The 25175-nt window shown below is 71.0% G+C and carries 23 protein-coding genes; 6 read left to right on the top strand and 17 right to left on the bottom strand.

Annotated features, from left to right (window positions below; translation table 11 throughout):
- Nucleotides 1-305: 305 nt before the first annotated feature.
- The 4 genes from EGX94_RS08580 to EGX94_RS13445 are packed head-to-tail and all read right to left on the bottom strand — an operon-like array spanning nt 306 to nt 3143.
- Nucleotides 306-974, bottom strand: coding sequence for a hypothetical protein (locus tag EGX94_RS08580; RefSeq protein ID WP_028706692.1), 669 nt, complete (start codon nt 972-974; stop codon nt 306-308).
- Nucleotides 971-1690 (bottom strand): ABC transporter ATP-binding protein, encoded by a 720-nt coding sequence (locus EGX94_RS08575; protein ID WP_192962641.1) that lies wholly within the window; start codon nt 1688-1690, stop codon nt 971-973. Before EGX94_RS08575 ends, EGX94_RS08580 begins: the two co-directional genes overlap by 4 nt.
- Nucleotides 1668-2999 carry a radical SAM protein gene (locus EGX94_RS08570; protein WP_021798068.1) on the bottom strand — a complete coding sequence of 444 codons (1332 nt, stop codon included), beginning with the start codon at nt 2997-2999 and terminating at the stop codon, nt 1668-1670. The genes EGX94_RS08575 and EGX94_RS08570 overlap by 23 nt, the downstream gene beginning before the upstream one ends.
- Nucleotides 3000-3005: 6 nt before the next feature.
- The gene (locus EGX94_RS13445) at nt 3006-3143 is read right to left on the bottom strand and encodes a hypothetical protein (protein ID WP_155945030.1); all 138 of its coding nucleotides are present in this window, start codon (nt 3141-3143) and stop codon (nt 3006-3008) included.
- Nucleotides 3144-3586: 443 nt separating this feature from the next.
- Between EGX94_RS13445 and EGX94_RS08565 the strand changes: the two genes are divergently transcribed.
- A complete protein-coding gene (locus tag EGX94_RS08565) occupies nt 3587-4507 on the top strand; it encodes a fructosamine kinase family protein (RefSeq protein ID WP_028706691.1) in 921 nt (306 codons plus the stop codon).
- A gap of 466 nt (nt 4508-4973) precedes the next feature.
- Here the strand turns inward: EGX94_RS08565 and EGX94_RS08560 are convergent, their stop codons facing one another.
- The 10 genes from EGX94_RS08560 to EGX94_RS08515 all read right to left on the bottom strand — a co-directional run bounded on the left by EGX94_RS08560 (nt 4974) and on the right by EGX94_RS08515 (nt 14116).
- Nucleotides 4974-5630 carry a histidine phosphatase family protein gene (locus EGX94_RS08560; protein WP_021798392.1) on the bottom strand — a complete coding sequence of 219 codons (657 nt, stop codon included), beginning with the start codon at nt 5628-5630 and terminating at the stop codon, nt 4974-4976.
- 60 nt (nt 5631-5690) lie between these two features.
- Entirely contained in the window at nt 5691-7280 is a 1590-nt protein-coding gene (locus tag EGX94_RS08555; protein ID WP_021798390.1) for a uroporphyrinogen-III synthase, read from the bottom strand.
- A 131-nt stretch (nt 7281-7411) separates the two neighbouring features.
- Nucleotides 7412-7513 (bottom strand): 30S ribosomal protein bS22, encoded by a 102-nt coding sequence (locus tag EGX94_RS08550; RefSeq protein WP_002550589.1) that lies wholly within the window; start codon nt 7511-7513, stop codon nt 7412-7414.
- A 314-nt stretch (nt 7514-7827) separates the two neighbouring features.
- The gene (locus EGX94_RS08545; RefSeq protein ID WP_123826191.1) at nt 7828-8505 is read right to left on the bottom strand and encodes a hypothetical protein; all 678 of its coding nucleotides are present in this window, start codon (nt 8503-8505) and stop codon (nt 7828-7830) included.
- A complete protein-coding gene (locus EGX94_RS08540) occupies nt 8462-9550 on the bottom strand; it encodes a DUF4143 domain-containing protein (protein ID WP_192962640.1) in 1089 nt (362 codons plus the stop codon). Before EGX94_RS08540 ends, EGX94_RS08545 begins: the two co-directional genes overlap by 44 nt.
- On the bottom strand, nt 9496-10296 hold the full coding sequence (locus EGX94_RS08535; protein ID WP_021798398.1) for an AAA family ATPase: 801 nt from the start codon (nt 10294-10296) through the stop codon (nt 9496-9498). The genes EGX94_RS08540 and EGX94_RS08535 overlap by 55 nt, the downstream gene beginning before the upstream one ends.
- Nucleotides 10297-10390: 94 nt before the next feature.
- Complete coding sequence (proC, locus tag EGX94_RS08530) at nt 10391-11227, bottom strand: pyrroline-5-carboxylate reductase (RefSeq protein ID WP_021798391.1); 837 nt, start codon at nt 11225-11227, stop codon at nt 10391-10393.
- A gap of 2 nt (nt 11228-11229) precedes the next feature.
- Nucleotides 11230-12267, bottom strand: a complete 1038-nt coding sequence (locus EGX94_RS08525) for an aspartate-semialdehyde dehydrogenase (protein ID WP_021798394.1) — start codon at nt 12265-12267, stop codon at nt 11230-11232.
- A gap of 80 nt (nt 12268-12347) precedes the next feature.
- On the bottom strand, nt 12348-13187 hold the full coding sequence (locus EGX94_RS08520) for a CPBP family intramembrane glutamic endopeptidase (protein ID WP_021798393.1): 840 nt from the start codon (nt 13185-13187) through the stop codon (nt 12348-12350).
- The gene (locus EGX94_RS08515) at nt 13184-14116 is read right to left on the bottom strand and encodes a proline dehydrogenase family protein (protein ID WP_028706683.1); all 933 of its coding nucleotides are present in this window, start codon (nt 14114-14116) and stop codon (nt 13184-13186) included. The genes EGX94_RS08520 and EGX94_RS08515 overlap by 4 nt, the downstream gene beginning before the upstream one ends.
- 608 nt (nt 14117-14724) lie before the next feature.
- Between EGX94_RS08515 and radA the strand changes: the two genes are divergently transcribed.
- Nucleotides 14725-16119: a DNA repair protein RadA gene (radA, locus tag EGX94_RS08510; RefSeq protein ID WP_123826189.1), complete on the top strand. Its 1395-nt coding sequence runs from the start codon at nt 14725-14727 to the stop codon at nt 16117-16119.
- Between the two features lie 93 nt (nt 16120-16212).
- On the opposite strand, the gene EGX94_RS08505 is transcribed toward radA, so the two are convergent.
- The gene (locus tag EGX94_RS08505; RefSeq protein WP_021798728.1) at nt 16213-16806 is read right to left on the bottom strand and encodes a hypothetical protein; all 594 of its coding nucleotides are present in this window, start codon (nt 16804-16806) and stop codon (nt 16213-16215) included.
- A gap of 470 nt (nt 16807-17276) precedes the next feature.
- Here EGX94_RS08505 and EGX94_RS08500 point away from each other — a divergent pair, with 470 nt between their 5' ends.
- The 4 genes from EGX94_RS08500 (at nt 17277) to EGX94_RS08485 (ending at nt 21593) form a co-directional block, all read left to right on the top strand.
- Entirely contained in the window at nt 17277-18185 is a 909-nt protein-coding gene (locus EGX94_RS08500) for an HhH-GPD family protein (RefSeq protein WP_043150541.1), read from the top strand.
- 405 nt (nt 18186-18590) lie between these two features.
- Entirely contained in the window at nt 18591-19277 is a 687-nt protein-coding gene (locus tag EGX94_RS08495; protein WP_021798890.1) for an ECF transporter S component, read from the top strand.
- A gap of 1 nt (nt 19278) precedes the next feature.
- Nucleotides 19279-20796 carry an ABC transporter ATP-binding protein gene (locus EGX94_RS08490; protein WP_123826187.1) on the top strand — a complete coding sequence of 506 codons (1518 nt, stop codon included), beginning with the start codon at nt 19279-19281 and terminating at the stop codon, nt 20794-20796.
- The gene (locus EGX94_RS08485) at nt 20793-21593 is read left to right on the top strand and encodes an energy-coupling factor transporter transmembrane component T family protein (protein ID WP_123826185.1); all 801 of its coding nucleotides are present in this window, start codon (nt 20793-20795) and stop codon (nt 21591-21593) included. Before EGX94_RS08490 ends, EGX94_RS08485 begins: the two co-directional genes overlap by 4 nt.
- A 56-nt stretch (nt 21594-21649) precedes the next feature.
- On the opposite strand, the gene aroD is transcribed toward EGX94_RS08485, so the two are convergent.
- Together aroD and EGX94_RS08475 are read right to left on the bottom strand one after the other, a co-directional pair.
- A complete protein-coding gene (aroD, locus tag EGX94_RS08480; RefSeq protein ID WP_123826183.1) occupies nt 21650-22429 on the bottom strand; it encodes a type I 3-dehydroquinate dehydratase in 780 nt (259 codons plus the stop codon).
- Nucleotides 22430-22565: 136 nt separating this feature from the next.
- Nucleotides 22566-25097 (bottom strand): ATP-dependent Clp protease ATP-binding subunit, encoded by a 2532-nt coding sequence (locus EGX94_RS08475; protein ID WP_021798281.1) that lies wholly within the window; start codon nt 25095-25097, stop codon nt 22566-22568.
- Nucleotides 25098-25175 lie beyond the last annotated feature (78 nt).

Below are 25175 nucleotides of genomic sequence, written 5' to 3'. Positions count from 1 at the left end.
TTGCCATTTTCCCAAAAAATCCGTTCCATACGATCTTTCACAACTATACTCAGTTTAAAATCACTAAATCTGGATAGGCGATTCTGAAATTTCATGCACAAGTCAGAGAACGCCTCACGATTCACGCGATCCAATCGCAATAGACAGTCTTTCTCTAATATTTCACCGGCCGGATTAATCTGAACTCTTCCACGGAGATTCCTCCACGAGTACGATCCACTGATCGCATTCCGCCAGCATGAGACATTCCCGCGCACAAACACGATGGAATCTTCGCGGATCTCTCGGGTGATCACCTTGCCCCCTCATGAAAACTTGTCAGAAAGATTGTTGCTGAATCTCCCCCGGAGGACTAGAATGCCGACGCTCCACAGAATCAGAGCAACCGCAGCCGAAACCAGGCAGTAACGACCGAACCACTGGAAGGGGCTCACAAAATATATGATCGGTAGGTTGACCCCCATGGGAAGCAACATGCCCAGTGGGCTGGCCTGGATGTCGGCATCAGAACTCGCATTGAGCAGAAACACCAAGGCCATTGATACTGCGACCGCCAGTATCACGAACAAGAACACCCTGAGAAAGAGTTGAAGCTCAACGGGAATTCTTGAGACGAAAAAGATATAACCGAGGGTTCCTATCGTGGTACAAATCACGGAGACGATCAAAGGTACAACGATTTTAGTCAATGAGTACAGAGCAGGACTTCCTCCGCTCAAGATCGTGTAAGCAAGGACACCGCTTCGCTTGTCCTTCGCGATTGAATCAGAGTACACATCCATGAAGGATATGATTCCGATCAGGCTGAGAAGAACAAGACGTACAAAGTCCGAGCCAAAGATCATAGAGCTCGAGCCAGACTCAGAGATCCGCATGAGCAAGATGAGGACTGCTATCCCAATCAGGTTCCAGAAAACTCTTCTAGGACTGTTGACGATGGTATGAATGTCGCGATACCAGTAAGCCTTAATCATGATGGATCCTGAGAACCTGTACCTTCTGTCATGTGCAGGTAACGTCCTGTGAATTCTTCAAGGGAAACCGGGCCACGAACAAGATCATCATCCACAATGTCACCGTTCTGCAACGTCACCACGCGCGATGCCACTCTTCGAGCGAACTCTAAATCATGTGTGACAAAAAGGCATGTTCTTCCTTCGGCCTGCATTTCATTCAACAGGGAGATCACAGCCTCTCTGGTAGCCGGGTCTATCGAATTGGTCGGTTCATCGAGAAGGATCAGGCGAGGTTCCAGACATAATCCGGCAACCAGCTGTGCCCGCATCTCAAGCCCTGCAGACAAAGCGAAGATTCGTTTGCTCGCATGCTCAATAAAATTCAGACGGTTCATCCAATAATTTTTCCGATCGTCAAAACCGTCAATTTTGAACAACCTCTTCCTGAACTCGAGATTCTCGTGAAGAGATGCTTGCCTGTCTAAGCCAAATTTGTCGGACAGCAAAAAAATCTCTCGATAGGAGGCAATGTCACGAACATTGATCCGGACTCCTCCACGCGAAGGTTTCAACACTCCATAAAGAAGTTTCAACAATGTTGTCTTCCCAGCTCCGTTGTGTCCCAATACCCCGACGCACTCCCCCTTGTTCACCGTCCAAGAAAAATTATTGAACACATTCGCTGCCTTCCTGGAGTAAGAAAAGGTGAGGTCATTGACCGTGATGACTGGCATTTTTGCTCCAAAGGGTGAGCTCTGGCCTTTCAGAGAGCCAGGGGCAATGTGAAACTCGTGCCGAATTGACGAGTCCTTCGGCATAGCATCCTGAGCAGCGATCCTTGAACGTGCACTCCGAGCATTCGACAGAATTCGGCGGTTCAGTTCCACGGAAAATCCGGTTACCCTCCAGCAGGATTTCCTTCCAGCCCTGCGTCCGCAAGTTCCCGATGAAACGCTGCAACATGGGGCAAGGTTTCACATCAAGATCTGGGTTGATACAAATAATCTTTGTTCCAGCCCCACAAGTAGGACCATCGACACCACCGGAAAACTGCTCCTCCAAGTTTCCGATTCGGAAGTGATCAGTCTGCAGCTCCTTCTTCAGCTCAGCAATGAGGCAGTGCACGGCATTGAAGTCCCACCTACCCTCATTACTGATGGAAAGAGCGCGGCCCTGCATGGACACCGCTCCGAGCCTGAATCGGTGCACTCCGATCTCACGCATGACAATCGCGAGATCCTTTATCTCCTGTTCAGACTGATCCAGCAAAGAAACGGCAACCGCCACGGGGACTTTCTGAGCCACCGAATAAGAAATTGTAGAAACCGCTTTGGAAAATGAATTCCCGTTCCCTCTGATCCGATTGTGGCTCTCCCTCAGCCCATCAACACTCACCTGCAGCGAGCCCTTCGCCCCACCGATCCTTCTTATGCATTTCCGCGTGGCTTCTGTATCAATCATTCCACTCGTAGTGATGGTCACGGCAACACGGTTTTCAACGAAGAACTCGACAAGCTCAAGAACATCAGGGTGAACAAACGGTTCTCCACCGGTCAACTGAACACCTCGTATCCCTACCCGGTCAACCAGATCAGCGGCCAGCACGAACAACTCCTCTGACTTCATGGAAGAACCGTGACCCGCAGAGAGGAAGCAATGTCGGCAACTCAGCGGGCAACGATACGTGAGCTCCAGAATCGCATATTCTGGAGTCATCATTTCACGAGACCCCAAGACCCGAGGCATGGCATACTCCGGCTCAACCAGCAAATCAAGCGCACCGATACTCATCAACCTGTCGATGAAAGACCGAACGAACCCGCCAACCCTGTTCGGATCATCATGGTAGACCTGCAGAAGTTCATCTATTATGTCACGGACCGTTCTTGAGCCATCACAGCGACTAATTATCTCCCACGCCTCATCATTCATCCCTGCATAAACATATCCTCCCTTGTCGGGTACCGCCAACAAGGAGACATCCGGCTGCCGCTTTATCCAAGCGGCAGCCGGAATCCTCGCGTAGCGGGTGTCATCCATCATCGAGTCTCAGCCGAGGCCGACAGCCCACCAGCCACACAGGGCAGGCAGCGCCTCGACACCACCCGCCTCATAGGCGGCCACTGCGATCTCGATTTCGATGGCGCACACGGCCAAATCACTCTTGAACAACTTGGGCTCATTCATCTTCATCATCCTTTCCTGATGCTCAGCACCCCGAATCGACCGTCGAAACGGAGGCCATGCGGCACCCCCACGTCCACAACCGTGTGGCATCCGCCCATGCGACAACCTCTCCATGCTCAATAGATCGCCGCATGTCCAAGGTATCCTGCTCAATCGGCCTGTCAAGGGATCCAGTCGCTTCCTCCCGGGCACCAGACCCTGAGTCCCGCGCTCGGTCCACCCCCAGAACGGGCAGGGCAGACCGTACCTTCTTCGGCTCATCCCTACGGGAACCTCACGAACGTTCTCAGAAATCGATCCGCGTATCCGGTCAGGGATTGGGATAATTGTCACTGACCCGACCCTGAGAACATCTCCGCGGCCAGGGCGGACCGAGGTGATGAGCCGGGTCGCCGCAGGAACCGAGGATCCCGCCCCTCCACCGCCCGTGGAAAGATGCTGTCATGAGCAGTCAGACGATCCGCAAGCAGGACGATTGCCCCGGCGCGACCCGGCTCGAGGCGCAGGGCCTGGCCTGGCTGGCCGAGGCGATGCCCGACGGCGGCGCCCACGTCGTCCCGGCGACGATCGGCGAGGGCTGGATCGAGGAGCCCCGCCTCGCCCCGACGCGGGTGAGCGCCGCCGCCGCGGAGGCCTTCGGACGCGCCCTCGCCGTCACGCACGCCGCCGGCGCCCCGGCCTTCGGCGTCGCCCCGCCCGGCTGGGACGGCCGCACCCGGATGGGCCGCTCGGACGTGCGGATCCGGCCCTGCGAGCCCGAGCCGGAGGGTGCGTCGCCGCGCCGGTGGGGCGAGTTCTTCGCCGACGACCGCCTCGCCCCCTATCTGCGGCCCTGCCGCGACAGCGGAGCGCTGACCGCCGGCGGCGTCGCCGTCCTCGAGCGGGTCTGCGAGCGACTGCGCGACGGCGACTTCGACGCCGCCCAGCCTGAGCTCGTGACCCGGGCGGCCCGCGAGCGCGGCGACCGGGTAGCGGTCGCCCGCACCCACGGGGACCTGTGGACCGGCAATGTCCTGTGGACGCCCCGCGGGCAGACCCTCGCCTGGGCGCCGGGGCGGGCAGGCCTGGGGCCGGCCGCGGGCGGCGCCGCCGGCCCGGGCCCGCGGCACGGCGACATCGTGGGCGTCCTCATCGACCCGCTCGCCCACGGGGCGCACGCCGAGACCGATCTGGCCGCCCTCGGCGTGTTCGGGCAGCCGTACCTGGAGCGGATCATCGCCGGCTACGACGAGGCCTCGCCGCTGGCCGACGGCTGGCGCGAGCGGGTGGGCCTGCACCGGCTCCACATGCTCGTCATCCATGCCTTCCTCTTCGGCGGGCCCTACGGCGCCGAGACGGTGTCCGTGGCGCGGCACTACGCCTGACGCACGAACGGGGCGCCCCGGTGGACGACGGGGCCGAGCACCCCCCCGGTCGGAGGGCCCGCCCGGTGGCCGGGACGACCCGGCGAGGCCCCTCGTCGGGAGCGGCATGGAACGGCCCGCCCCGTGGGCGGGGTCGATCTCGGGCCGGCCGCCCGGGCTCGGCCCCGCTGCCGGGTTCGCGGTACGACTCGTCCTGCGGCGCACGGGCCGCCCCGGGACAGGAGACGACGACCCGACGGCCCGGCCCAACCGCCGGAGCTGAACGCCGCATAGCCATCAGCGCCCAGCAGGCGAGCGGCCGGCTCGGAGCAGCTGATGCCGACATGGAGGCTTGTTCACAGCACGGCAGGACGAAAACCTGACCGGGGGAAACGCTTCTGCGAGCGACTCCTGCGAACACGCCTCGCAACGGGCACCCTCGGACTGGGAACTCGTGGTCGGGGAGACGACGGCCCGGCGGTCCGGCTCAGTCGCCGGAGCTGAACGCCGCGTTGCCATCAGCGCTCAGCAGGTGGGCTGCGGGCTCGGAATAGCTGGTGCCGACGCAGTGGACGCCCTCGAAATGGAAGCTCGTGATCGAGGCGAGCGAGCAGGTGCGGGTGCCGGGCAGGTGCGCCGGCCGTTTGCCCTCGAGCGCGCGACGGGCGATCCAGATCGGCGACTGGTGCGAGACGACGAGTGCCTGTCCGCCGGGGCCCGCCGCCAGGGCGGCGTCGGCGAGGGCCGCCGTCATGCGCCGTGCGATGTCGGCGAAGGGCTCCCCCCAGCTCGGCCGCAGCGGGTTGAGCATCATCGGCCAGTTGCGGGGCCGCCACAGGGCGGCGTGGTGCCTGCCGAAGACCTGCCCGACGAAACGGTTCCCGGCCTCGGTGAGGCGCTCGTCGGTGACGACCTCGAGCCCGGGCCGGGTGGCGGCGAAGGGCTCGATGGTCTCGACCGCCCGCTGGAGGGGGCTCGTGCGCAGATGGGTGAGCGGCACGTCGACGAAGGCCTCGGCGACGGCCCTCGCCATGGCCAGGCCGTTGGCCGACAGCCGGAACCCGGGCAGCCGTTCGTACAGGATGCCGTCGGGGTTGTGCACCTCGCCGTGCCGCATCGCGTGGACGACGGTCCGCTCACCCATGGTGCTCCTCCGATCCGCTCGGCCGCCCCGGGGCGGCGTGGTCCGACGGCCCGTCCTCCCTCAGCGGGCGCTGCGCCGCCGACGGCGCAGCGAGGGCCGTATGACCGGCTTGCCCGCGGCCCGCAGCCCCTCGGCGCGCTCGACGGCGAAGGCCGCCAGGGCGTCGGCGAGCTGCACCTGCCCGGGGTGGGCGGCGACGGCGTCGACGCGAATGCCGTGCTCGCCGCAGGTGTCCGCGGTGGCCGGGCCGATGACGCCGATGACGGACAGGGTGTGCGGCTTCCCGGCGATGCCGACGAGATTGCGCACCGTGGTGCTGGAGGTGAAGGCGACGGCGTCGAAGCGCCCCGTCTTGATCGCCTCGCGCACCGGCGCGGGCGGCGGGGCGGCGCGCACCGTGCGGTAGGCGATGACGTCGTCGACGTCCCAGCCGAGCTCGGTCAGACCGGCCGACAGTGGCTCCGTGGCGATGTCGGCGCGCGGGATGAAGACCTTGTTGATGGGGTCGAGCACGTCGTCGAAGGCCGGGAAGGCCGCGGCGAGCCCGGCGACGGTGGTCACATCGGTCGGGTGCAGGTCGGGGACGATGCCGCGCCGGGTGAGCGCCTCGGCGGTGTCCTGCCCGACGACGGCGATGCGCAGGCCCGACAGGGCGCGCGAGTCGAGGCCGTACTGGGCGATCTTCTCGAAGACGGCGTTGACGGCGTGCCTGCTGGTGAAGATGATCCACTCGTAGCGCCCGTCGACCAGGCCGCGCAGGGCCTTGTCGAGCTGGGCCGGATTGCGGGGCGGCTCGACGGCGATGGTCGGCACCTCCTCGGCGGTGGCGCCGTAGGAGGCCAGGCGCTCGATGAGCTCGGTGCAGTCCTGGCAGGTCCGGGGCACGAGCACCCTCCAGCCGAACAGCGGCTGGGTCTCGAACCAGTCCAGACCGGGAGCCCGGTCGGCGAGCTCGTCGCCGATGAACAGGAAGACCGGCTGCTCGCCGCCCTCATCCGGCTCCTCGAGCCCCGTGAAGTCGCCGACGACCCCGGCGCGGGTCTCCTGGTGGAAGGTGCCGCCGGCCAGGGTCAGGAGCGTCTTCTCGTGCAGGTCCTTGCCGGCGGCGAGCGCGGACCGGGCGACGACGGGCACCTGCCGCAGCTGGCATCGCACGGCGAGCGCGCCGAGCGTGGGCAGCACGACGTCCTCGTCACCCGGGTCGACGAGGACGAGGCGGGCCGGGCGGTTGCCCAGCTGCACGCCGGCGAAGTCGGCCGCCGCGACGAGCGCGGGGACGCCGGGCAGGATCTCGATGGCGTGGCCGCCCCGGGAGCAGGCGCCGGCCTCGGCGGCGATGCCGCCCTCGAACAGCGGGTCGCCCTCGACGAGGCGCACCACGGTGCGGCCCCGGGACGCGTACCTCATCTCGAGCTCGGCGGGGTTCTCGGCGTCGAGGGCCACCCTGCACCCGGGCCGGACGGCGATGGCGGCGCCGAGCAGGGCCTCGTGCAGGAGCGTGCTGGTGATCAGCACGTCGGCGCGCTCGATGGCGCGCAGGCAGGACAGGGTCAGCTGATGGATCGCGTTCGGCAGGGCGCCCGCGAAGATGACGCGCCCGGCCACGCCGGGGCGCTCGACCTCGTCGGCGCCGGTGCTGTCGTGATTCATTGGCTGGCTCATCACGGGCCTCCCCCTGACGCCCCTGCGAACGCACTGCGACGCGGACGATCGAGGAACGTGCCGCGGGCGCTGTCGCGCGAGGACGCAGGAGCGGCCCGGTGCAGTGGGGGTCGGAGAACTTACTTGCCGGCGCGACGACGCTGGATGCGCGTCTTCTTGAGAAGCTTGCGGTGCTTCTTCTTCGCCATGCGCTTGCGACGCTTCTTGATGACCGAACCCACTGTGGACCTTCCGTAGTCTTCGGGTCGAGACCCGATGTCTTCCCCACCGGGGGCGGCGACCTGACGACCGAGCCCCCGACGGCAACGGCATGAGTGTACCCGTACCCGAGCCGTCGACGAAAATCCTCGGGCCCTGTGGATGCCACTCGTGGCGGGACTCGACCCGGGACCTGCGATGGCCCCGGGGCCCTGCCCGGAAGCGGGCGCGGACACCGCGCAGCGGGCCCGGCGCGGCGCCGGTGTCCTTCCACCTGCCCGCGCGGCGCGGTGGGCGGGCCTGGTCGGTGGACTGGCGGACTTCCCCGGGCCGGGGCTCACAGCTGGCAGACCCAGGCGTCTGCAGAGGTCCTGATCGACGTCACGACCGAGAGCGCCTTCGACAGCGTCCGGCCCGCAGGTCCCAGCGATGCCGAGAGCAGCCCCATTCGCCCCACCACCGCCTGCATCTCGTCCAGGGAGCCGGTGTCGAGCCCCGTCGTGATGCCGACGAGCTCCTGCTTCACCTGGTCGGCCAGATCCTTCCGGCCCGGCTCATGAAAGGATGAGACTGCCTTGGGGAGGTCATCGCTGGTCCGCCTCCAGGCCCGGCCCGGCTCGTCCGCAGCCGCATCGAGTTCCGCGCGGGGCCCTTCGCAGTTGCGGAAAACCAGGACAAGGGCCTTCGCGGTGGGAGTGCTCCCCGATGGGATCCGGTTCATCTGCCGCGCGAGCGCGGTACCGAAATCGTTCATCGCCGCAGTGAGCCGGTTGGCCTGGGCGACCAGATCCGTCAGGTGCTCGTCCTGCAGCCCGTCCACGATCTTGACCAGGCCATCATCGTCGTTGCCCGCTGGGCCACGCGGCTCGGTTCCCGGGACGTTCTGCTCGAGATCGATGATGCGGTCCGTCAGGGCCTCGGCCACCGCCCTCGCCGCCTTCTTGAACCCGGGCGTGTCGACCACCAGGTCCTCAAAGGGGTTGTTCGGGCCACTGGCGGCTGTCCATCGACTCATGGATCTCCTGGCACACCGGGTTGTCGACGATGTCAGGGGCCTCCCACCGCGGGTCCTTCACCAGCAGGGTGAGCAGCCCGTCGTACTCGCGGGCCGCGCCTCTCGCGGCGAAGAAGGCGAAGAAGGTGAAGTCCTCCTGGCAGGCCGGCGATCTGACGCAGCCGGGTGTCACCATGGCGAGCGGGAACGTCGTGCGTGCCACCTGCTCCTGCAGGGCCTTCCTCCAGTCGGCGCCCCAGCCCAGCACGTCGCGGTCGATGACGAGTTCGATCGGGCGCCCCGGATTGAACTCAGTCGCCTGCCCGACCTGATGAGCGAACCCGGTGATGACGCCGTCCAGGACTTCATCATCGGCGTGCACGTAGCTGAGGAAGATCGTCTCCGCGGCATCCCGTTCAGCCGTCTGCATTCCAGTCGCCCCGTCGTTGATCATGGCCGTACCTCCCGTGCGCTGAATCAGCGTTCGTGCCATCGGCGGTACGCCCTGGGCCGGATCGTCCGCGGCCACGATGCGGCGTAGCTCGTCCTGCGAACGCAGCGCTGCCAGCGGGAGCGCCCATGCGGTCTCGTCGATCTGGTGACAGCGGCTGCCCGTGCACACGATGAATCCGCGGTGCAGGCCTTCACGCCCGTGATCCGCCATGGCGCGCGGTCCCCTCGGATCGGCGGATGAGACCGACGTGGCCGGCTTCACCTCGACACCGACCCGGCGGCCCCGGCCATCGACCAGGACGATGTCGACCTCTCGCCGGGTCCTGTCGTCGCGCCGGTAGAAGACGTCCACGTGCTGACGCGCCCAGCCGCGTGCCGCGTTGATCTGGGTGAAGACCCAGGTCTCCAACGTCTGGCCGAGCAGTTCCGGGCTGGTTTCAACGCCGTGCCCCGCGCGTTCCAGCGTCTCGCAGACCATGGACGAGTCGGCACCGTGCACCTTCGGCGCGGCGCGGCCGGCCCTGGAGACCCCTGCTCCGATGTTGGGCAGCTCGGTGATCATGAACCTGCGTTCGAGAATGCCCAGGTAGCGGCTGATCGTCTGGCGATCCACGCCGAGTTCCCGCGCCAGCCGGGTGCGGTTGAGCCGACGGGGATGCGCAGCACCGAGTCGAGGACGCGCAGGGCGATGCCGGGGTCGAGACGTTCGCCCGGCAGCACCTGTTCACCGAGGATCGACGGATTGTCAGACGCCACCCTGGCATTGAGGGCGCTGCGCGTGAGTCGCACGGCGGGCAGGCAGTGGGAGGGGATGCCCCCGGTACGGAGCATGATGCACAGGTCGGCGCGTTCGTCCGCGCCAACGCTCGCATCACAGAACTCGGCGTCGAACAGCACGTCGACGATCGACGGCACTGCTCGATCCGGATGAGCGTTGAGCTCCATCGCGGCGAACGGATCCAACCGGATCCGTACCGACCTCCCGGTGAGCGGATCGGAGCCCGCCATCGTGCCGCGCCCGACGCTGGCAGAACCCGTGAGAAGAAGATGATGCCCCTGCGGCAACTCGTCGACGAGGCCCTTCGCCGCGAGACCCACCCCGGGAACGAGCTGTGCCTCGTCGATCACGGCTGGGAGTTCGAGCGTCCGGATCCACCGATCGGGATCGGCCTCGGCGCTCCTGCGCACATCGGGCTCGGTGAGCGACCGACAGCTCGCATGGATACCCTCACCGGCCAGATGTCTGGCGAGACTCGACTTGCCCACCGCCCGACGCCCCTCGAGGATCGCCACCTGCTGGGAGGCTCGCGTGACGAAGACCTGTTCCACGGCACGGTGACGACAGGAGTACTCCGACATGGAATTCTCTTGCGCCGGGTGCAGGAATTCTCCTGCACCCGGCGCAAGAGAATTCTGGACGGGCTCCTCGGCGCCGACTTCTCCGAGCCGAGGCTCAGCCGAGCTCGCCGGCGCGACGCACGCAGGCGTCGACCGCGTCGGCGACGGCGGCGCGCACGGCCCGCCGGTCGAGGACGCGCAGCCCTGCGGCCGTGGTGCCGCCCGGCGAGGTGACGGCCTCGCGGGCCAGCGAGGGGTGCTGGCCGGTGCGTTCGAGCACGAGGGCCGAGCCCTTGACCGTCTGGACGACGAGCTCGGTGGCCAGCGCCCGCGGAAGGCCCTGGGCGACGGCCGCCTCGACGAGGGACTCGATGCCGTGGAACACCCAGGCGGGTCCGGAGCCGGAGATCGCCGCCAGCGCGTTCTGCTGCGACTCGGGGATGACGACGGCCCTGCCGACGGCGCCCATGAGCGCAGCGGCGACGTCGAGGTCGTCCCCGGTAGCCTCGGCCCCGGCGCTGATGCCCGCCATGCCCTCGCCGACCGCCGACGGCGTGTTCGGCATGACGCGCACGACCCGCGCGCCGGGCACGAGGTGGGCCTCGAGGGCGGCGGTGGACAGGCCGGCGCACAGGCTGATGACGAGTGTCCCGTCGCCGATCTGCTCGCGGACGCCCTCGAGGAGCTCGGCGGCGGCGCGGGGCTTGACGCCGAGGACCACGGCGTCGGCCCATGCCGCGGCCTCGGCGTTGGAGTCGAAGGCCCGCACGCCGAGCCGGGCGGCCAGCTCCTCGCGGGTGCGCGGCGTGGCGCTCGTCACGCCGATCAGCCCGGGCTCATGGCCGGCGGCGACGAGCCCGGCGGCGATGATGCCGCCCATGGTCCCGGCGCCCAGGAAGCCCAGGCGCAGCCCGGCGGCGGGCGCCGACCGGGCCGGATGCGCCTCGGTCATCGTCAGGACCTGTTCGCCACGACGAGCTCGGCGATCTGGATGGCGTTGAGCGCGGCGCCCTTGCGCAGGTTGTCGTTGGCGATGAACAGGACGAGGCCGTGCGGACCCGGGACCGACTGGTCCATGCGGATGCGCCCGACCAGGCTCGGGTCGATGCCGGCGGCGTCGCGCGGGGTCGGGACGTCCACGAGGCGGACGCCGGGGGCCCTCCCGAGCAGCTCGCGGGCGCCCTCGACGCTCACCTCGCCGGAGAACTCGGCGTTCACTGACAGACCGTGGCTGGTGAAGGTGGGAATGCGCACGCAGGTGCCGGACACGGCCAGCCCGGGAATGTGGAGGATCTTGCGGGACTCGTTGCGGAGCTTCTGCTCCTCGTCGGTCTCGAGCGAGCCGTCGTCGACGAGGTTGCCGGCGAAGGGCACCGCGTTGAAGGCGATCGGGGCGACGTAGGGGCCCAGGTCGTCGGGGCGGGCGATGGCGTCGCCGTGGAAGGTGAGCTCGTGGATGTCGCCCTCGCAGGCCGCGCGGGTCTGCTCCTCGAGGGCGCGCACGCCGGCCAGGCCCGAGCCGGAGGTGGCCTGGTAGGTGGACACGACGAGGCGGGCGAGGCCCCAGGCGTCGTGGAGGGGCTTGAGGATCGGCATGGCCGCCATCGTCGTGCAGTTCGGGTTGGCGATGATGCCCTTGGGCGGGTCCACCGCGTCGCCGGGGTTGACCTCGGAGACGACGAGCGGGACGTCGGGGTCCATGCGCCAGCAGGACGAGTTGTCGACGACGGTGGCGCCGGCGGCGGCGACCTTCGGCGCGTACTCCCTCGAGGCGCTCTTGCCGGCCGAGAAGATGGCCACGTCGAGACCGTCGAAGCCGGCCGTCGCCATGTCCTCGACGGTGATCTCCTGCCCCTTCCAGGGCAGCGTGCGCCCCGCGCTGCGCGCCGACGCGAAGTAGCGCATCCGCGTGACGGGGAAGTTCCGCTCGTCGAGCAGCGTGCGCATGACGCCGCCGACCTGACCTGTTGCTCCGAATACACCAACTCGCATGGCCCCAGCCTAACCGCGCGCACCGGCGACCGCGCCGGGGTCTCGTCCTCGTCGGCGCCGCCGGGACCGGCGGGCGGGGATCACAGCCAGCCGACGACGCCGTGCAGGAGGGCGTAGCCGACGAAGCTGAACACGTCGAGCAGGGTGTGCGCGACGATGAGCGGCCACAGGCGCCTCGCCCTGGTCCAGTACAGGCAGCAGGCGGCGCCCATGACGGCGTTGCCCAGGAGGCCGCCGAAGCCCTGGTAGAGGTGGTAGGAGCCGCGGAGCAGGGCACTGACGGCCACCGCCGCGCCCGGGCGCCAGCCGCACTGGCGCCAGCGGGTGAGCAGATAGGCGACCATGACGGTCTCCTCGAGCAGGCCGTTCGCGAAGGCCGCCAGGACGTACACGGGGATGGTCCACACGTGCTCGGCCAGGTTGCCGGCGGCGACGTCCGTGTTGATGCCGAGCCGGCGGGCGAAGAGGTAGAAGGCCAGGCCGGGGATGCCGATGGCCGCCGTCAGGGCCACGCCGGCGCCGACGTCCCGGCCGGGGCGCGTCCGGTCCAGGCCGATCGCCCGCCACGGATCGTGCCCCGGGCGCCGGACGGCGGTGAGCAGGTACAGGACGATGACCACCGGCGCCGCGAGGAAGAGGTAGTCGGCGAGCTTGTAGCACAGGTCGAGCCAGGGGCGGTCCGGCGTCGTCGAGCCGTTGATCGTCGTCGTCTGCTCACCCAGGGCCGGGCCCAGGGTCAGCTTGTCGAGGATCGACAGCACCGCGTAGACGGCCGACCGGCCCAGGCACACGGCCAGCACGCCGAGGGTCTCCAGCCCCAGACGGGCGCGGCGCCGGGCCGCCGCCGCGCCGCTGGCGACGGGCCCTCCGGCGCCCGTCGGAGACTCCCCCGGCCCGGGGTCCGTCCGTCCGCCGCTCATCGGCGCCCCAGCAGGCTGCGCGCGTAGAGCGCCCCGTCGGACGGGTGGTCGGCCACGCGCCGGAGGAAGCGGGCGTACCCGTCGGGGCCGAAGGGGATTCCGGTGCGCATCGTCCGGCCGATGTCGGCCAGACGGCGCTGCTCCCATGGGCGCACCCCGTGGAGCATCTGGAACTCGTGGTCGCCGGGCCCGCGGTGGTTCCGCCGGGCCAGGTCGAGGGCGATCTCGACGAGCCGCGGGTCGTGCGTGGCGACCATCGGGTAGGCGTCGGAGGCCATGAGCACCGTGAGGCAGCGCACGTACGACAGGTCGACGGCGTGGCGGCTCGTGAACGCATCGCGGCCCTCGCCCCGGTCGCCCTTGCACAGCCGCAGCCGGACGCCGTCGACGGCGAGGGCGCGGCAGTCGGACTCGGTGCGGCGCAGCCCGGCCAGCAGGGTGACGCCGGTGCGCGGGAAGTCCTCGCGCAGCCGCCCGGCCAGCGCGAGCGTCTCCTCGACGACGTCCTCGCGGCCCTCGCGACCGGCGTCCATGCGGAGGGTGACGTCGGCCCCGGCGCGCTCGGCCGCCGTACAGATGCGCGCGAGCCGGGCGCGCAGGAGCCCCTCGTCCCCGCCCGGGGCGCCGAGGGCGGACGGGGCGACGTCGAGGTCGGCGCCTGCGGCCAGCCCGGCCCCGGCGAGCGCGTCGAGACAGTCGAGGTAGGAACGCTCGTTGGCGGCCGCCGTCGCCTCGTCCGCGGCGTCGGCGAGCAGATGGTCAACACCGGCCGACAGGCCCTTGCGACGCAGATCGGCGAGCACGCCGACGAGCTCGTCGAGGGTCTCGCCGGCGACATACCGGCCGATCAGCTCGCGGGCGGCGGGCGCCTCGGCGAGCAGGCGGTGGAAGCGGTCGAGGCGCGACAGCCGCATGAGCATCCGCCTCATCGTCGCTCCGCTCGTCGTGGGGTGCCGCGGCACCGTCGGGGTCAAGGGGCCCCGCCGGGCGCCGGGGCCGTTTCAAGGGTAGTGGACCCCCGCGGGCCGGATCGACCGGCCGGCGTCTGACCCGCAGAAGGTGCGGGCCGAAGTGGACCCCCGCGGGCCGGATCGACCGGCCGGGGCGCCCCTCCGAGCTCCGAACGGGCGGGGGCCGCCCTTGATGTGGTCGGCAGGCCGGGCCCTCGCCGATCCCCTCCGAGCGGGCGGGGGCCGCCCGGGGCGCCGCTCCGGGCGGCTCGTGCGGCTCGGGGCCGCGGCCGTCTCGTCCCCGGCCCCGCCGCGGGGGGCGGAGGGATCGGTTCCGGAGCGCAATGATGTCCTCGGCCCCGCCGCGGGCGAGGCGGAGCGATGGCGATGCCTGCATCCCGCATGATCCGTCCCCCGGCCCCGCCCGCGGTCGAGGCGGAATGCTCGCGGTCGTCGGTGCTTTCCAGGGGCGCCTCGGCCCCGCCCCGGGCGGGGTGGGGGACTGTCTCCACGGTCTGCTGCGGCGTGCCAGCCAGGTGGTCCCGCCCGGGCGGAGAACTGTCGGTGCCGGTCCCTACGGTGGGGGCATGGCCAGGAAGCAGGACGCGTACCGGTGCGGCGAGTGCGGGTGGACGAGCCCCGTGTGGGTCGGGCGCTGCGGGCAGTGCCAGACCTGGGGCAGCGTCGCCGAGCGCGACGCGCCCCGGCCCGGGTCCGTCGCCGCGCACCGGCCGGCCGCGCAGGCGGTGCCCATCGCGCAGGTCTCGGCGCAGGCCGCCGACCGGCGGCTGACCGGCATCGGCGAGCTCGACCGCGTCCTGGGCGGCGGCCTCGTGCCCGGGGTCGTCGTCCTGCTGGCCGGCGAGCCGGGCGTCGGCAAGTCGACACTGCTGCTCGAGGTGGCGGCGCAGTGGGCGCGCGGCGGCAACCGCACGCTCTACATCACCGGCGAGGAGTCGGCCTCGCAGGTGCGGCTGCGCGCCGAGCGCACCGGGGCCCTGGCCGACGAGCTCTACCTGGCCGCCGAGAACGACCTCGGCACCGTGCTCGGCCACATCGAGCAGACGGCGCCGACGCTCATGGTGCTCGACTCCATCCAGACCGTCGGCGCCTCCCAGGCCGACGGCATCATGGGCGGCTCGGCCCAGGTGCGCGAGGTGACAGCGGCCCTCGTGCGGGTCGCGAAGACCCGCGGCATGGCGGTCGTCATCGTCGGCCACGTGACGAAGGACGGCGCGATCGCCGGCCCCCGCACGCTCGAGCACCTCGTCGACGTCGTCCTCAACTTCGAGGGCGACCGCCACTCGGGCTTCCGGATGGTGCGGGCGGTGAAGAACCGGTACGGCCCCTCCGACGAGGTGGGCTGCTTCGAGATGGCCGAGCACGGCATCGTCGAGGTGCCCGACCCCTCGGGACTGTTCACCACCCGCCACGACGAGCCGGTGCCGGGCACCTGCGTCACGGTGACGATGGAGGGGCGCCGCCCGCTGCTCGCCGAGGTGCAGGGCCTCGCCGCGGCGGTGCGCCGTGAGGGCCCGGTGCGCCGGGTCACCAACGGCGTCGAGTTCTCGCGCGTCTCGATGGTGCTCGCCGTGCTCCAGTCCAAGGCGCGGCTGCGCCTGTTCGACCGCGACGTCTACGTCAGCACCGTCGGCGGGGCCCGCATCACCGATCCGAGCGCCGACCTGGCGGTGGCGATCGCCGTCGCCTCGGCCCTCGTCGACCGCAACTTCCCGCACAAGGTGCTGGCCCTGGGCGAGGTCGGCCTGGCCGGCGACCTGCGCCGCGTGCCGGGCCTGGAGCGCCGCCTGGTCGAGGCGGCGCGCCTCGGCTTCGAGCTGGCCGTCGTCCCGGCGGGCAGCCGCGACCGCGGGGCGCGGCTCCCGGGCCGTCTGGAGGTCGTCGAGGTCTCGAGCGTCGCCCAGGCCCTCGGCATGCTCGATCTGCGCAGGCCGGGCCGGGCCGGGGACGACGAGCGGTGAGACCGCCCGACCGGCGCCGGGGCGCCGACCGCCGTCAGCGGGCGACGCACCAGTGCCGCCCGGCGGGCGCCGGGGGCCCGCTTCAGCGGTGGATCAGCTCAGCGTGAGCTGCGAGGTCGCGGAGGCCCCGCCGGCCACGCCGACGGTGACGGCGTAGGTGCCGGCCGCGACCGCCTCGCCGGTGTCCGCGCAGGCCCCGTCCACATGGGTGCCGGGCCAGGTGACGGTCAGCGGCACCGGGTCGGCGTCCATGATCGCGATCTGCCCGCTCGGGGCCGCGTCGGTGCAGGCCTCGGTGCTCCAGTACTCGTCCGTCCCGGAGTTCACGGTGACGGACAGGGCGTGGTCGTCCAGACTGAGCGAGCACGGGGTGCTGGCGCCGGCGCCGGGCTCCACGGTCAGATCGACCGCCTGACCGGCCGCGACGCCGTCCGGGGCGGTGATGCCGAGGGTCAGCTCGTCGAGGACGCACCGGCCCTCGTCCCCGGAACCGCCCGCGCCGGACGTCCGCACCACTGCGGTCGCCGTGGGGCCGGCAGCGGCAGCGCCCCCGGCGCCGTGGCGGATGCGCCCCGTGACGAGGCTGATCACCGCGATGATCGCGATGACGACGAACATGATCACGGCGCGTCGACGCCAGTACACGGCCTCGCCCTCGGGCCCCTGCGGGTGCAGGAGTGTGTTCATGCCCCTCATGCTACGGGCGGAGAGCATCCGCCCCGGGCGCGGCGCGCCTAGTCGCTGCGCATGAATCAGGGCCGAGCCGCGCTCCGGCGCCGTCCGTGGCCGGGCCCGGCCACGGGGCGCGGACGGGACGGCTCAGCGGTGCTGCCCGGCACCCGGTCGAGTGGGGCAGCCCTGCCCGGGCTGTCTGCCGAGCGGGTCTCTGGGATCAGCCCCGGACGCGGAGGCGGCCGCAAGCTCATTGTGAAATCCTCTCATGGTGAACGGGCCAACCCCGAGCGCGGGGGCGGCCCCTCCGACCTGGCTGCTGGACCATCCGTGACGCCGGGGCCGGCCCCGGATCGTCGCCGCGGGCCCGGACGCCGCACCGGCCCCAGCGCGCAGGAGGAGCGGAACGTGTTGGAGCGGCGCCCCTCGGCGCACGGCGCGCCGGACGGGGAGCGGCACGCGCGGGCGCGCATAGGCTTGTCGGCATGTCCGCCGCACGTCCCGCGCCCGCCGGGCCCGGCCCGGACGAGCGCGCTCGGGTCGTCGCGGCCGTCAACGACTGGTTCGCCGACGCCGCGCGGCCGCTGCCCTGGCGGGAGCCGTCGACGAGCCCCTGGGGCGTCCTCGTGAGCGAGGTCATGGCCCAGCAGACCCCGGTGGCCCGGGTCGTCGAGCCCTGGCGCGCCTGGTTGCGCCGCTGGCCCGGGCCGGCGGATCTGGCCGCCTCCCCGGCGCGCGAGGCGGTCGCCGCGTGGGGACGGCTCGGCTACCCGCGGCGCGCCCTGCGCCTGCACGGGGCGGCCACCGCCATCGTCGAGCACCACGGCGGGCGGGTGCCGGCGGGACTCGACGAGCTGCGCGCGCTGCCCGGCATCGGCGAGTACACGGCGGCCGCCGTCGCGAGCTTCGCCTTCGGCGCCCGCGCCGTCGTCCTCGACACGAACGTGCGGCGCGTCCTGACCCGGCTCGACCGGGGCCGGCAGTACCCGGCGAACTCGACGACCGCCGCCGAACGGCGCATGGCCGCCCGGTGGCTGCCCGACGACGCCGCGACGGCCTCCCGCTGGGCCGCGTCCTCCATGGAGCTCGGGGCGCTCGTCTGCACGGCAACGGCCCCCGGCTGCGCGGGCTGCCCCGTGGCGGGCCACTGCCGCTGGTCGGCGACCGGCCGCCCCGCCCACGAGGGCCCGCCCCGGCGCCGGCAGGCCTACGCCGGCACCGACCGGCAGGCCCGCGGGCGGCTGCTGGAGCAGTTGCGCAGCCACGAGGCCGGCGTCGAGGTCGAGGCACTGCTCGGCCACTGGGACGCCGACGAGGCCCAGGCCCGCCGGGCCCTGGCCGGGCTGCTCGCCGACGGACTCGCCCACCGCAGCGGGGATCTCATCACCCTGTGAGGCGGGCCAGCGCGCACCCGGGTCCGCGCGTCCGGACAGGCCGGATCGGGCCCCTCCCGTGCGCGCGCGTGCGCCCGTTCGACGCCTGCTGATAAACCCGCAGATCATCCGCCCCTCCCGTGCGCGCACGCGCGCCCGGGTCCTGTGAGCCGGCCGATGCGCTCGGCACGGAGGCGGGCGCGCGACGAACCGCTCGGGCCCTCGGCCGGGGCGCGCGCCCGGGGACGCGCCCTATACTCGGGTACCGAACACGGGAGTCCGGTGCACCGGGCTGAGAGGAGGGCGACGAGCCCTCGACCGTCGAACCTGATCCGGGTCATGCCGGCGCAGGGAGGCCTCTTGCGGAGCGCTTCCGCACCGTGCCCGCCGGGACCGCACGAGCGGCCCGCAGAGGAAGGGGCACACATGTCATCCACACCATCCACGTCGTCCTCGTCGTCAGCATCGTCGGCGGGCCAGGCGCGACCGGCCGAGGACCGTCCCGATGTCGACGAGACCCGCCCGGCCGAGACGGGCCGCCACGGCTGGCGCGTCGTCGACATCGTCGTCGCGGCGGTCCTCGCCGTCGCGGTCGGTCTGATCTTCTGGCTCTGGAACACCGCCGGCTACGCCTGGGGCCAGGCGCTCGGCGCCCTCACGCCGGGCCTGTCCGGCCTCGCCAACGGCATCTGGCTGCTCGGCGGCCCGCTGGGCGGCCAGGTCATCCGCAAGCCCGGCGCCGCCGTCTTCGTCGAGCTCGTCGCGGCCCTCGTCTCGACGGTCATCGGCAACCAGTGGGGCATCACGACGCTCACCTCCGGCCTGTTCCAGGGCCTCGGCGCGGGCCTCGTCTTCGCGCTCGCGCGCTACCGCGTCTGGTCGCTGCCCGTCACGATGCTGGCAGGCGCCGGCGCGGGCCTCGGCGCCTGGTTCAACGAGCTGTTCATCGGCACCACCCCGAACATCACGCTCGGTCCGGCCTACAACGCGATCTACCTGGTGACGAACGTTCTCAGCGGGGCCGTCCTGGCCGGCCTCCTCGCCTGGCTCATCACCCGCGCGCTGGCCCGCACCGGCGCGCTGAGCCGTTTCGCCTCGGGCCGTACGGCCTGAGATGGGCCGGGCGGTCGAGGCCGGCGACTGGGGCTGGCGCTGGGCCGGCCGCAGCGCCTGGGCGGCCCGCGGGCTCTCGTTCGCCCTCGACGAGGGCGAACGGGTGCTGCTCCTGGGCCCCTCCGGCGCGGGCAAGTCGACGCTGCTCGCGGCCCTGGCCGGCGTCCTGGGCGGGGCGGACGAGGGCGAGGAGTGCGGCTCCCTGCTCGTGGCCGGCCGCCACCCCACCCGCATGCGCGGCGCCGTCGGCCTTGTCATGCAGGACCCCGACTCCCAGGTCATCTGCCAGCGCATCGGCGATGACGTGGCCTTCGGATGCGAGAACCTCGGCATGACCCGGGCGGACATCTGGCCGGCGGTCCGCGCCGCGCTCGAGGCGGTCGACCTGCGCCTGCCGCTCGACCGGTCCACCGGGGCGCTGTCGGGCGGCCAGAAGCAGCGCCTGGCGATCGCCGGGGCCCTGGCCATGCAGTCGGCCGGCCCCGACGGCCCGCGCCTCCTGTGCCTGGACGAGCCGACCGCCAACCTCGACCCGGCCGGTGTGGCGCAGGTGCGCGGTGCCGTCGAGGCGGCGGTGGCCGACCGGCGCACCGGCCTCGTCGTCGTCGAGCACCGCGTCGAGGTCTGGTCGGGGCTCGTCGACCGCGTCATCGCCCTGGCCCCGGGCGGCGGCATCCTGGCCGACGGGACGCCCGACGAGGTCTTCGCAGCCCGCCGCCGGGAGCTGACCGACGCCGGGGCATGGGTCCCGGGCGCGGAGCCGGACGTGCGGCCCCGTCGGACGGCGCCGCCGGACGGGGCCGCCGCTCCGATCCTGGCCGGCCGCGGACTCGCGATCGGCCACCGCGCCGATCGGCCCGTCCTCACCGGGCTGGAGGTGGCCGTCCCGGCCGGCCGCTCGACGGCCGTCGTGGGCCCGAACGGGGCGGGCAAGACGACGCTGGTCCTCACCCTGGCCGGCCTGCTCGCGCCGCTCGGCGGGCGGGTCGAGGCGGCAGAGTCGCTGCGCCCCGGCCACGGCGGCCTGCTGCCCCGCGCCCTGCGCCGCCGCTTCGATCCGGCGGACCCGGCCACCTGGGCCAGCCGCGACCTGCTGACCCGCATCGGGGTCGTCTTCCAGGACCCGGAGCACCAGTTCGTCGCGGCGAGCGTGCGCGCCGAGCTCGGCGTCGGGCTGCGCGCCCTGGGCCGGGGCGCCGCGAGGGTCCGCGACGAGGTCGACGCGCTGCTGGAGCGCCTGCACCTGGACGGGGTCGCCGACGCCAACCCGTTCACGCTCTCGGGCGGCGAGAAGCGCCGCCTGTCGGTGGGCACCGTGCTCGCCACCGGCCCGGCGCTCATCGTCCTGGACGAGCCGACCTTCGGACAGGACCGCAGCACCTGGACCGACCTCGTGCGCCTGGTCCAGTCGATCCTGGACGAGGGCCGCACGATCGTCTCCGTCACCCACGACGAGGCCTATCTGCGGGTGCTCGGCGAGAACCTGCTGCCCCTGGGTCCGGCCGGGGAGGAATCATGAGCGCGACCGCCGCGACGCGCCGGAGCGGCGCCGGCCGAGGAGCGATCGAACGGCTCAACCCGGTCACGCGGCTGCTGCTGGCCGTCCTGGCCTGCCTGCCGGTGCTCGTGAGCCTCGACTGGCTCAGCGCCACCGTCATGCTGGTCGGCCTGCTCGTCGTCCTGCGGGCCGCCGGCGCGCGCCCTGCGGCGATGCTCGTCCGGCTGGCCCCCGTCGCCGTCGCCGCGGCGCTGGCGGCGGCGACGATGGCCCTCTACGGCAAGCCGGGCGGGCGGGTCTACTGGCAGTGGTGGCTCGTCGAGGTGACCCGGCGCTCGGTGACGATGGCCGGGGCGGTGGTCCTGCGGGTCCTCGTCCTGGGGCTGTCGGCCGTCGTGCTGCTCGGCGGCCTCGACCTCACGGCCATGGCCGACGGACTGGCGCAGGTGCTGCGGCTGCCCGCCCGCTTCGTCCTGGGGGCGCTGGCCGGGATGCGGATGCTGAGCCTGTTCGTCGAGGACTGGCGCACGCTGGGCCGGGCCCGCCGCGCCCGCGGCCTGGGCGACACCGGGCGGCTGCGGCGGTGGACGACGATGGCCTTCGCGCTGCTCGTCCTGGCGATCCGCAGGGGCACGAAGCTCGCCACCGCCATGGAGGCCCGCGGCTTCGACGCCCAGCACGCCCGCCAGCGCACCTGGGCCCGCCCCTCCCGGCTGGGGGCGCCGGACGTCATCGGTCTCACCGCAGCGGCGGCGCTGGACGCCCTGGCCCTCGTCGTCTCGATCCTGGCGGGCACCTTCGCCCCGGTGACCTCCTGACGCGGCCGCCCGCGGGCGCCGGCGCAGCGGGTCCGCGCCGCGCGGGGCCGGCCGGTTCAGGCGGAGGCCCGCCGGGGGCCTGGCACCCGGCGCAGCCGGTCGAGGCGCCCCATGACGTCCACGAGTTCGTCCACGGGCACCTGGCCCGGCGCGGAGGACCTGCCGCCGAGGGAGCCGAAGCCGGCCGCCGAGCCGAAGTCCTGGCCCATCACCCGGCTGACCAGGCCCAGCGGGCCCATCGCCATCGAGATGATCGGCCGGTCGAGTTCGGCGTGGGCGAGCGCCGTGGCCTCGAGGAGACGGGCCGTGTCGGCGGGCGTGCGCGCCGTGACGGCGAGCTTGCAGACGTCGGCGCCGAGCTCGGCCTGGGAGCGCAGCACCGCCACCATCGTGCCGGTGTCGGGGGTGAGGCTCACCTCGTGGTTGGACCCGACGACGAGCCGGCCCGCCGCGTGCACGGCGCCGATGAGTTCGTCCGCGCCGGGACGGGCGCACTCGACGTCCACGAGACCGACCCCCTCGGCCCCGGCCAGCGCGCCCACGAGACGGCCGTACTCGACGAAGCAGCTGTCGAAGCCGCCGCCCTCGACCACCGTGCGCACGGTCGCGAGCAGAGGGCGGTCGGCGTGGGCGGACACCTGGGGGGCGAGCCGCACGGCACGGGCCGGCGCGGGGTCGTCCAGCAGGTCGACGCGCCACTCGACGACGTCGGCCCGGCTCGCGGCGGCCTCGTCGGCCTCGGCGAGCAGCTGCGTGTCATCGACGCCGGTGAGCGGGACGATGATGGCGGCGCGCGGCCCGCCCAGTTCGACGGTTCCCAGTTCGATCGCGGGCATGGCCCTCAGGCTACCGCCGCGCGGCCCGCACGGTGCGGGGCCGAGGACGGCGGCGCGTCGCGCGGCACGGGGACCCGCACGGGAGGGGGCCGGCGCGCATCGCGCGCCGGCCCCTCGCGTCGTCGGATCGCCCCGATCACCCCTGAGCGGGGCCGCCGCCGGCCAGCTGGGCCAGCTCGGCGTCGGCGACGGCCGCCTTGGGCGTGCCGCCGAAGGTGAAGGGCTCGGAGCTCTTCTCGTCGGCGCCCTCGACCACGTCGACCAGGACGATCTCGCCGGGCTTCAGCTCGCCGTAGAGGATCCGCTCGCTGATCGGGTCCTCGATGTCGCGCTGGATGGCCCTGCGCAGCGGACGGGTGCCGAGCACCGGGTCGAAGCCGCGCCGGCCGATGAGCCGCTTGGCGGCGTCGGTGAGCTCGATGCTCATGTCGCGCTCGGCCAGGCGCTGCTCGATCTGGCCGACCATGAGGTCGACGATCCGCAGGATGTCCTCCTGGGTGAGCTGGTGGAAGACGACGATCTCGTCCACGCGGTTGAGGAATTCGGGACGGAAATGCGTCTTGAGCTCCTCGGACACCTTCGCCTTCATCGAGTCGTAGCTGCTCTCGGTGTCACCGACCCGGCTGAAACCGAGGTTGACGCCGCGGCTGATGTCGCGCGAGCCGAGGTTCGTCGTCATGACGATCACGGTGTTCTTGAAATCGACCACCCGACCCTGCGCATCGGTCAGCCGACCCTCGTCGAGGATCTGGAGCAGCGAGTTGAAGATGTCCGGATGGGCCTTCTCGATCTCGTCGAACAGGATGACGCTGAACGGCTTGCGGCGCACCTTCTCGGTGAGCTGGCCGCCCTCCTCGTACCCGACGTATCCGGGCGGGGAGCCGAACATCCGGCTCGCCGTGTGCTTCTCGGAGTACTCGGACATGTCGAGGGTGATGAGGGCGTTCTCGTCGCCGAACAGGAATTCGGCCAGCGCCTTGGTCAGCTCCGTCTTGCCGACGCCCGAGGGGCCGGCGAAGATGAACGAGCCGGAGGGGCGGTTCGGGTCCTTCAGCCCGGCGCGCGTGCGGCGGATCGACCGCGAGATCGCCTTCACCGCCTCGTCCTGGCCGACGTAGCGCTTGTGCAGCTCGTCCTCCATGTGGATGAGGCGCTGCGACTCGGCCTCGGTCAGACGCGAGACGGGCACCCCGGTGGAGTCGGAGAGGACCTCGGCGATCTGCTCCTCGCCGATGATGGCGGGCACGTCCGAGGCGCCCTCCTTCCAGGAGGCCTCCTTCTCGGCCCGGGCCGCCAGGATCTTGCGCTCGTCGTCGCGCAGCCTCGCCGCGGTCTCGAAGTCCTGGTGGTCGATGGCCGACTCCTTCTCGGCCCGCACGCCGGCGAGCCGCTCGTCGAACTCGTGCAGGTCCGGCGGGGCGGTCATGCGTGCGATGCGCATCCGGGCGCCGGCCTCGTCGATGAGATCGATGGCCTTGTCGGGCAGGAAGCGGTCCTGAACATAGCGGTCGGCGAGGGTGGCCGCCGCGGTGAGCGCCTCGTCGGTGATGGTCACCCTGTGGTGCTCCTCGTAGCGGTCGCGCAGGCCCTTGAGGATCTCGATGGTCAGCGGGATCGAGGGCTCGTCCACCTGGATGGGCTGGAAACGACGCTCCAGGGCCGCGTCCTTCTCGACGTGCTTGCGGTACTCGTCGAGCGTCGTGGCGCCGATGGTCTGCAGCTCGCCGCGGGCCAGCATGGGCTTGAGGATCGAGGCGGCGTCGATCGCGCCCTCGGCCGCACCGGCCCCGACGAGGGTGTGGATCTCGTCGATGAAGAGCATGATGTCGCCGCGGGTCTTGATCTCCTTGAGCACCTTCTTGAGGCGCTCCTCGAAGTCGCCGCGATAGCGCGAGCCCGCGACCAGCGCGCCGAGGTCGAGCGAGTAGATCTGGTGGTCCCGCAGGGTCTCGGGCACGTCGCCGCGCACGATGGCCTGGGCGAGGCCCTCGACGACGGCGGTCTTGCCGACGCCGGGCTCGCCGATGAGCACCGGGTTGTTCTTCGTCCGGCGGCTCAGCACCGTCATGACCCGCTCGATCTCCTTCTGGCGGCCGATGACCGGATCGAGTCTGCCCTCGCGGGCGGCCTGGGTGAGATTGCGGCCGAACTGGTCGAGCGTGTTGCTCGACGAGCCGGAGCTCGGGGCCTCGGGCGCACCGGCGGTGGCCGGCTGGGCGCCGTTCTCCTCCTGGTAGCCGCTCAGCAGGGCCAGCACGGTGGTGCGGACGCGGTTGAGATCGGCGCCGAGCTTGATGAGAACCTGGGCCGCGATGCCCTCGCCCTCGCGGATCAGACCCAGGAGGATGTGCTCAGTGCCGATGTACGAGTGGTTCATCTGGAGCGCCTCGCGCAGCGAGAGCTCGAGGACCTTCTTCGCACGCGGGGTGAAGGGGATGTGGCCGGTGGGCGGATTCTGACCGTGGCCGATGATCTCCTCGACCTGCTCCCGCACGGCCTCGAGCGAGATGCCCATCTGCTCCAGCGCCTTCGCGGCGACCCCCTCGCCCTCGTGGATCAGACCCAGGAGGATGTGCTCGGTGCCGATGTAGTTGTGGTTCAGCATCTTCGCTTCGTCTTGGGCAAGCACGATGACGCGGCGTGCCCGGTCGGTAAAGCGCTCAAACATTGGTCTCCTTCAGCGGACCCTCCGGGAGTCCTCCACGAGCGCTCGGCCCCGATCCCCGAGTGGCCTGAGTCCGGTGCG

Source organism: Propionibacterium acidifaciens, assembly GCF_003798325.1.
In the GTDB taxonomy this organism is placed as follows: Bacteria; Actinomycetota; Actinomycetes; order Propionibacteriales; family Propionibacteriaceae; genus Propionibacterium; species Propionibacterium acidifaciens.
The sequence above is the reverse complement of the archived record's forward strand: the minus strand, read 5'-3'. Positions and strand labels throughout refer to the sequence as shown.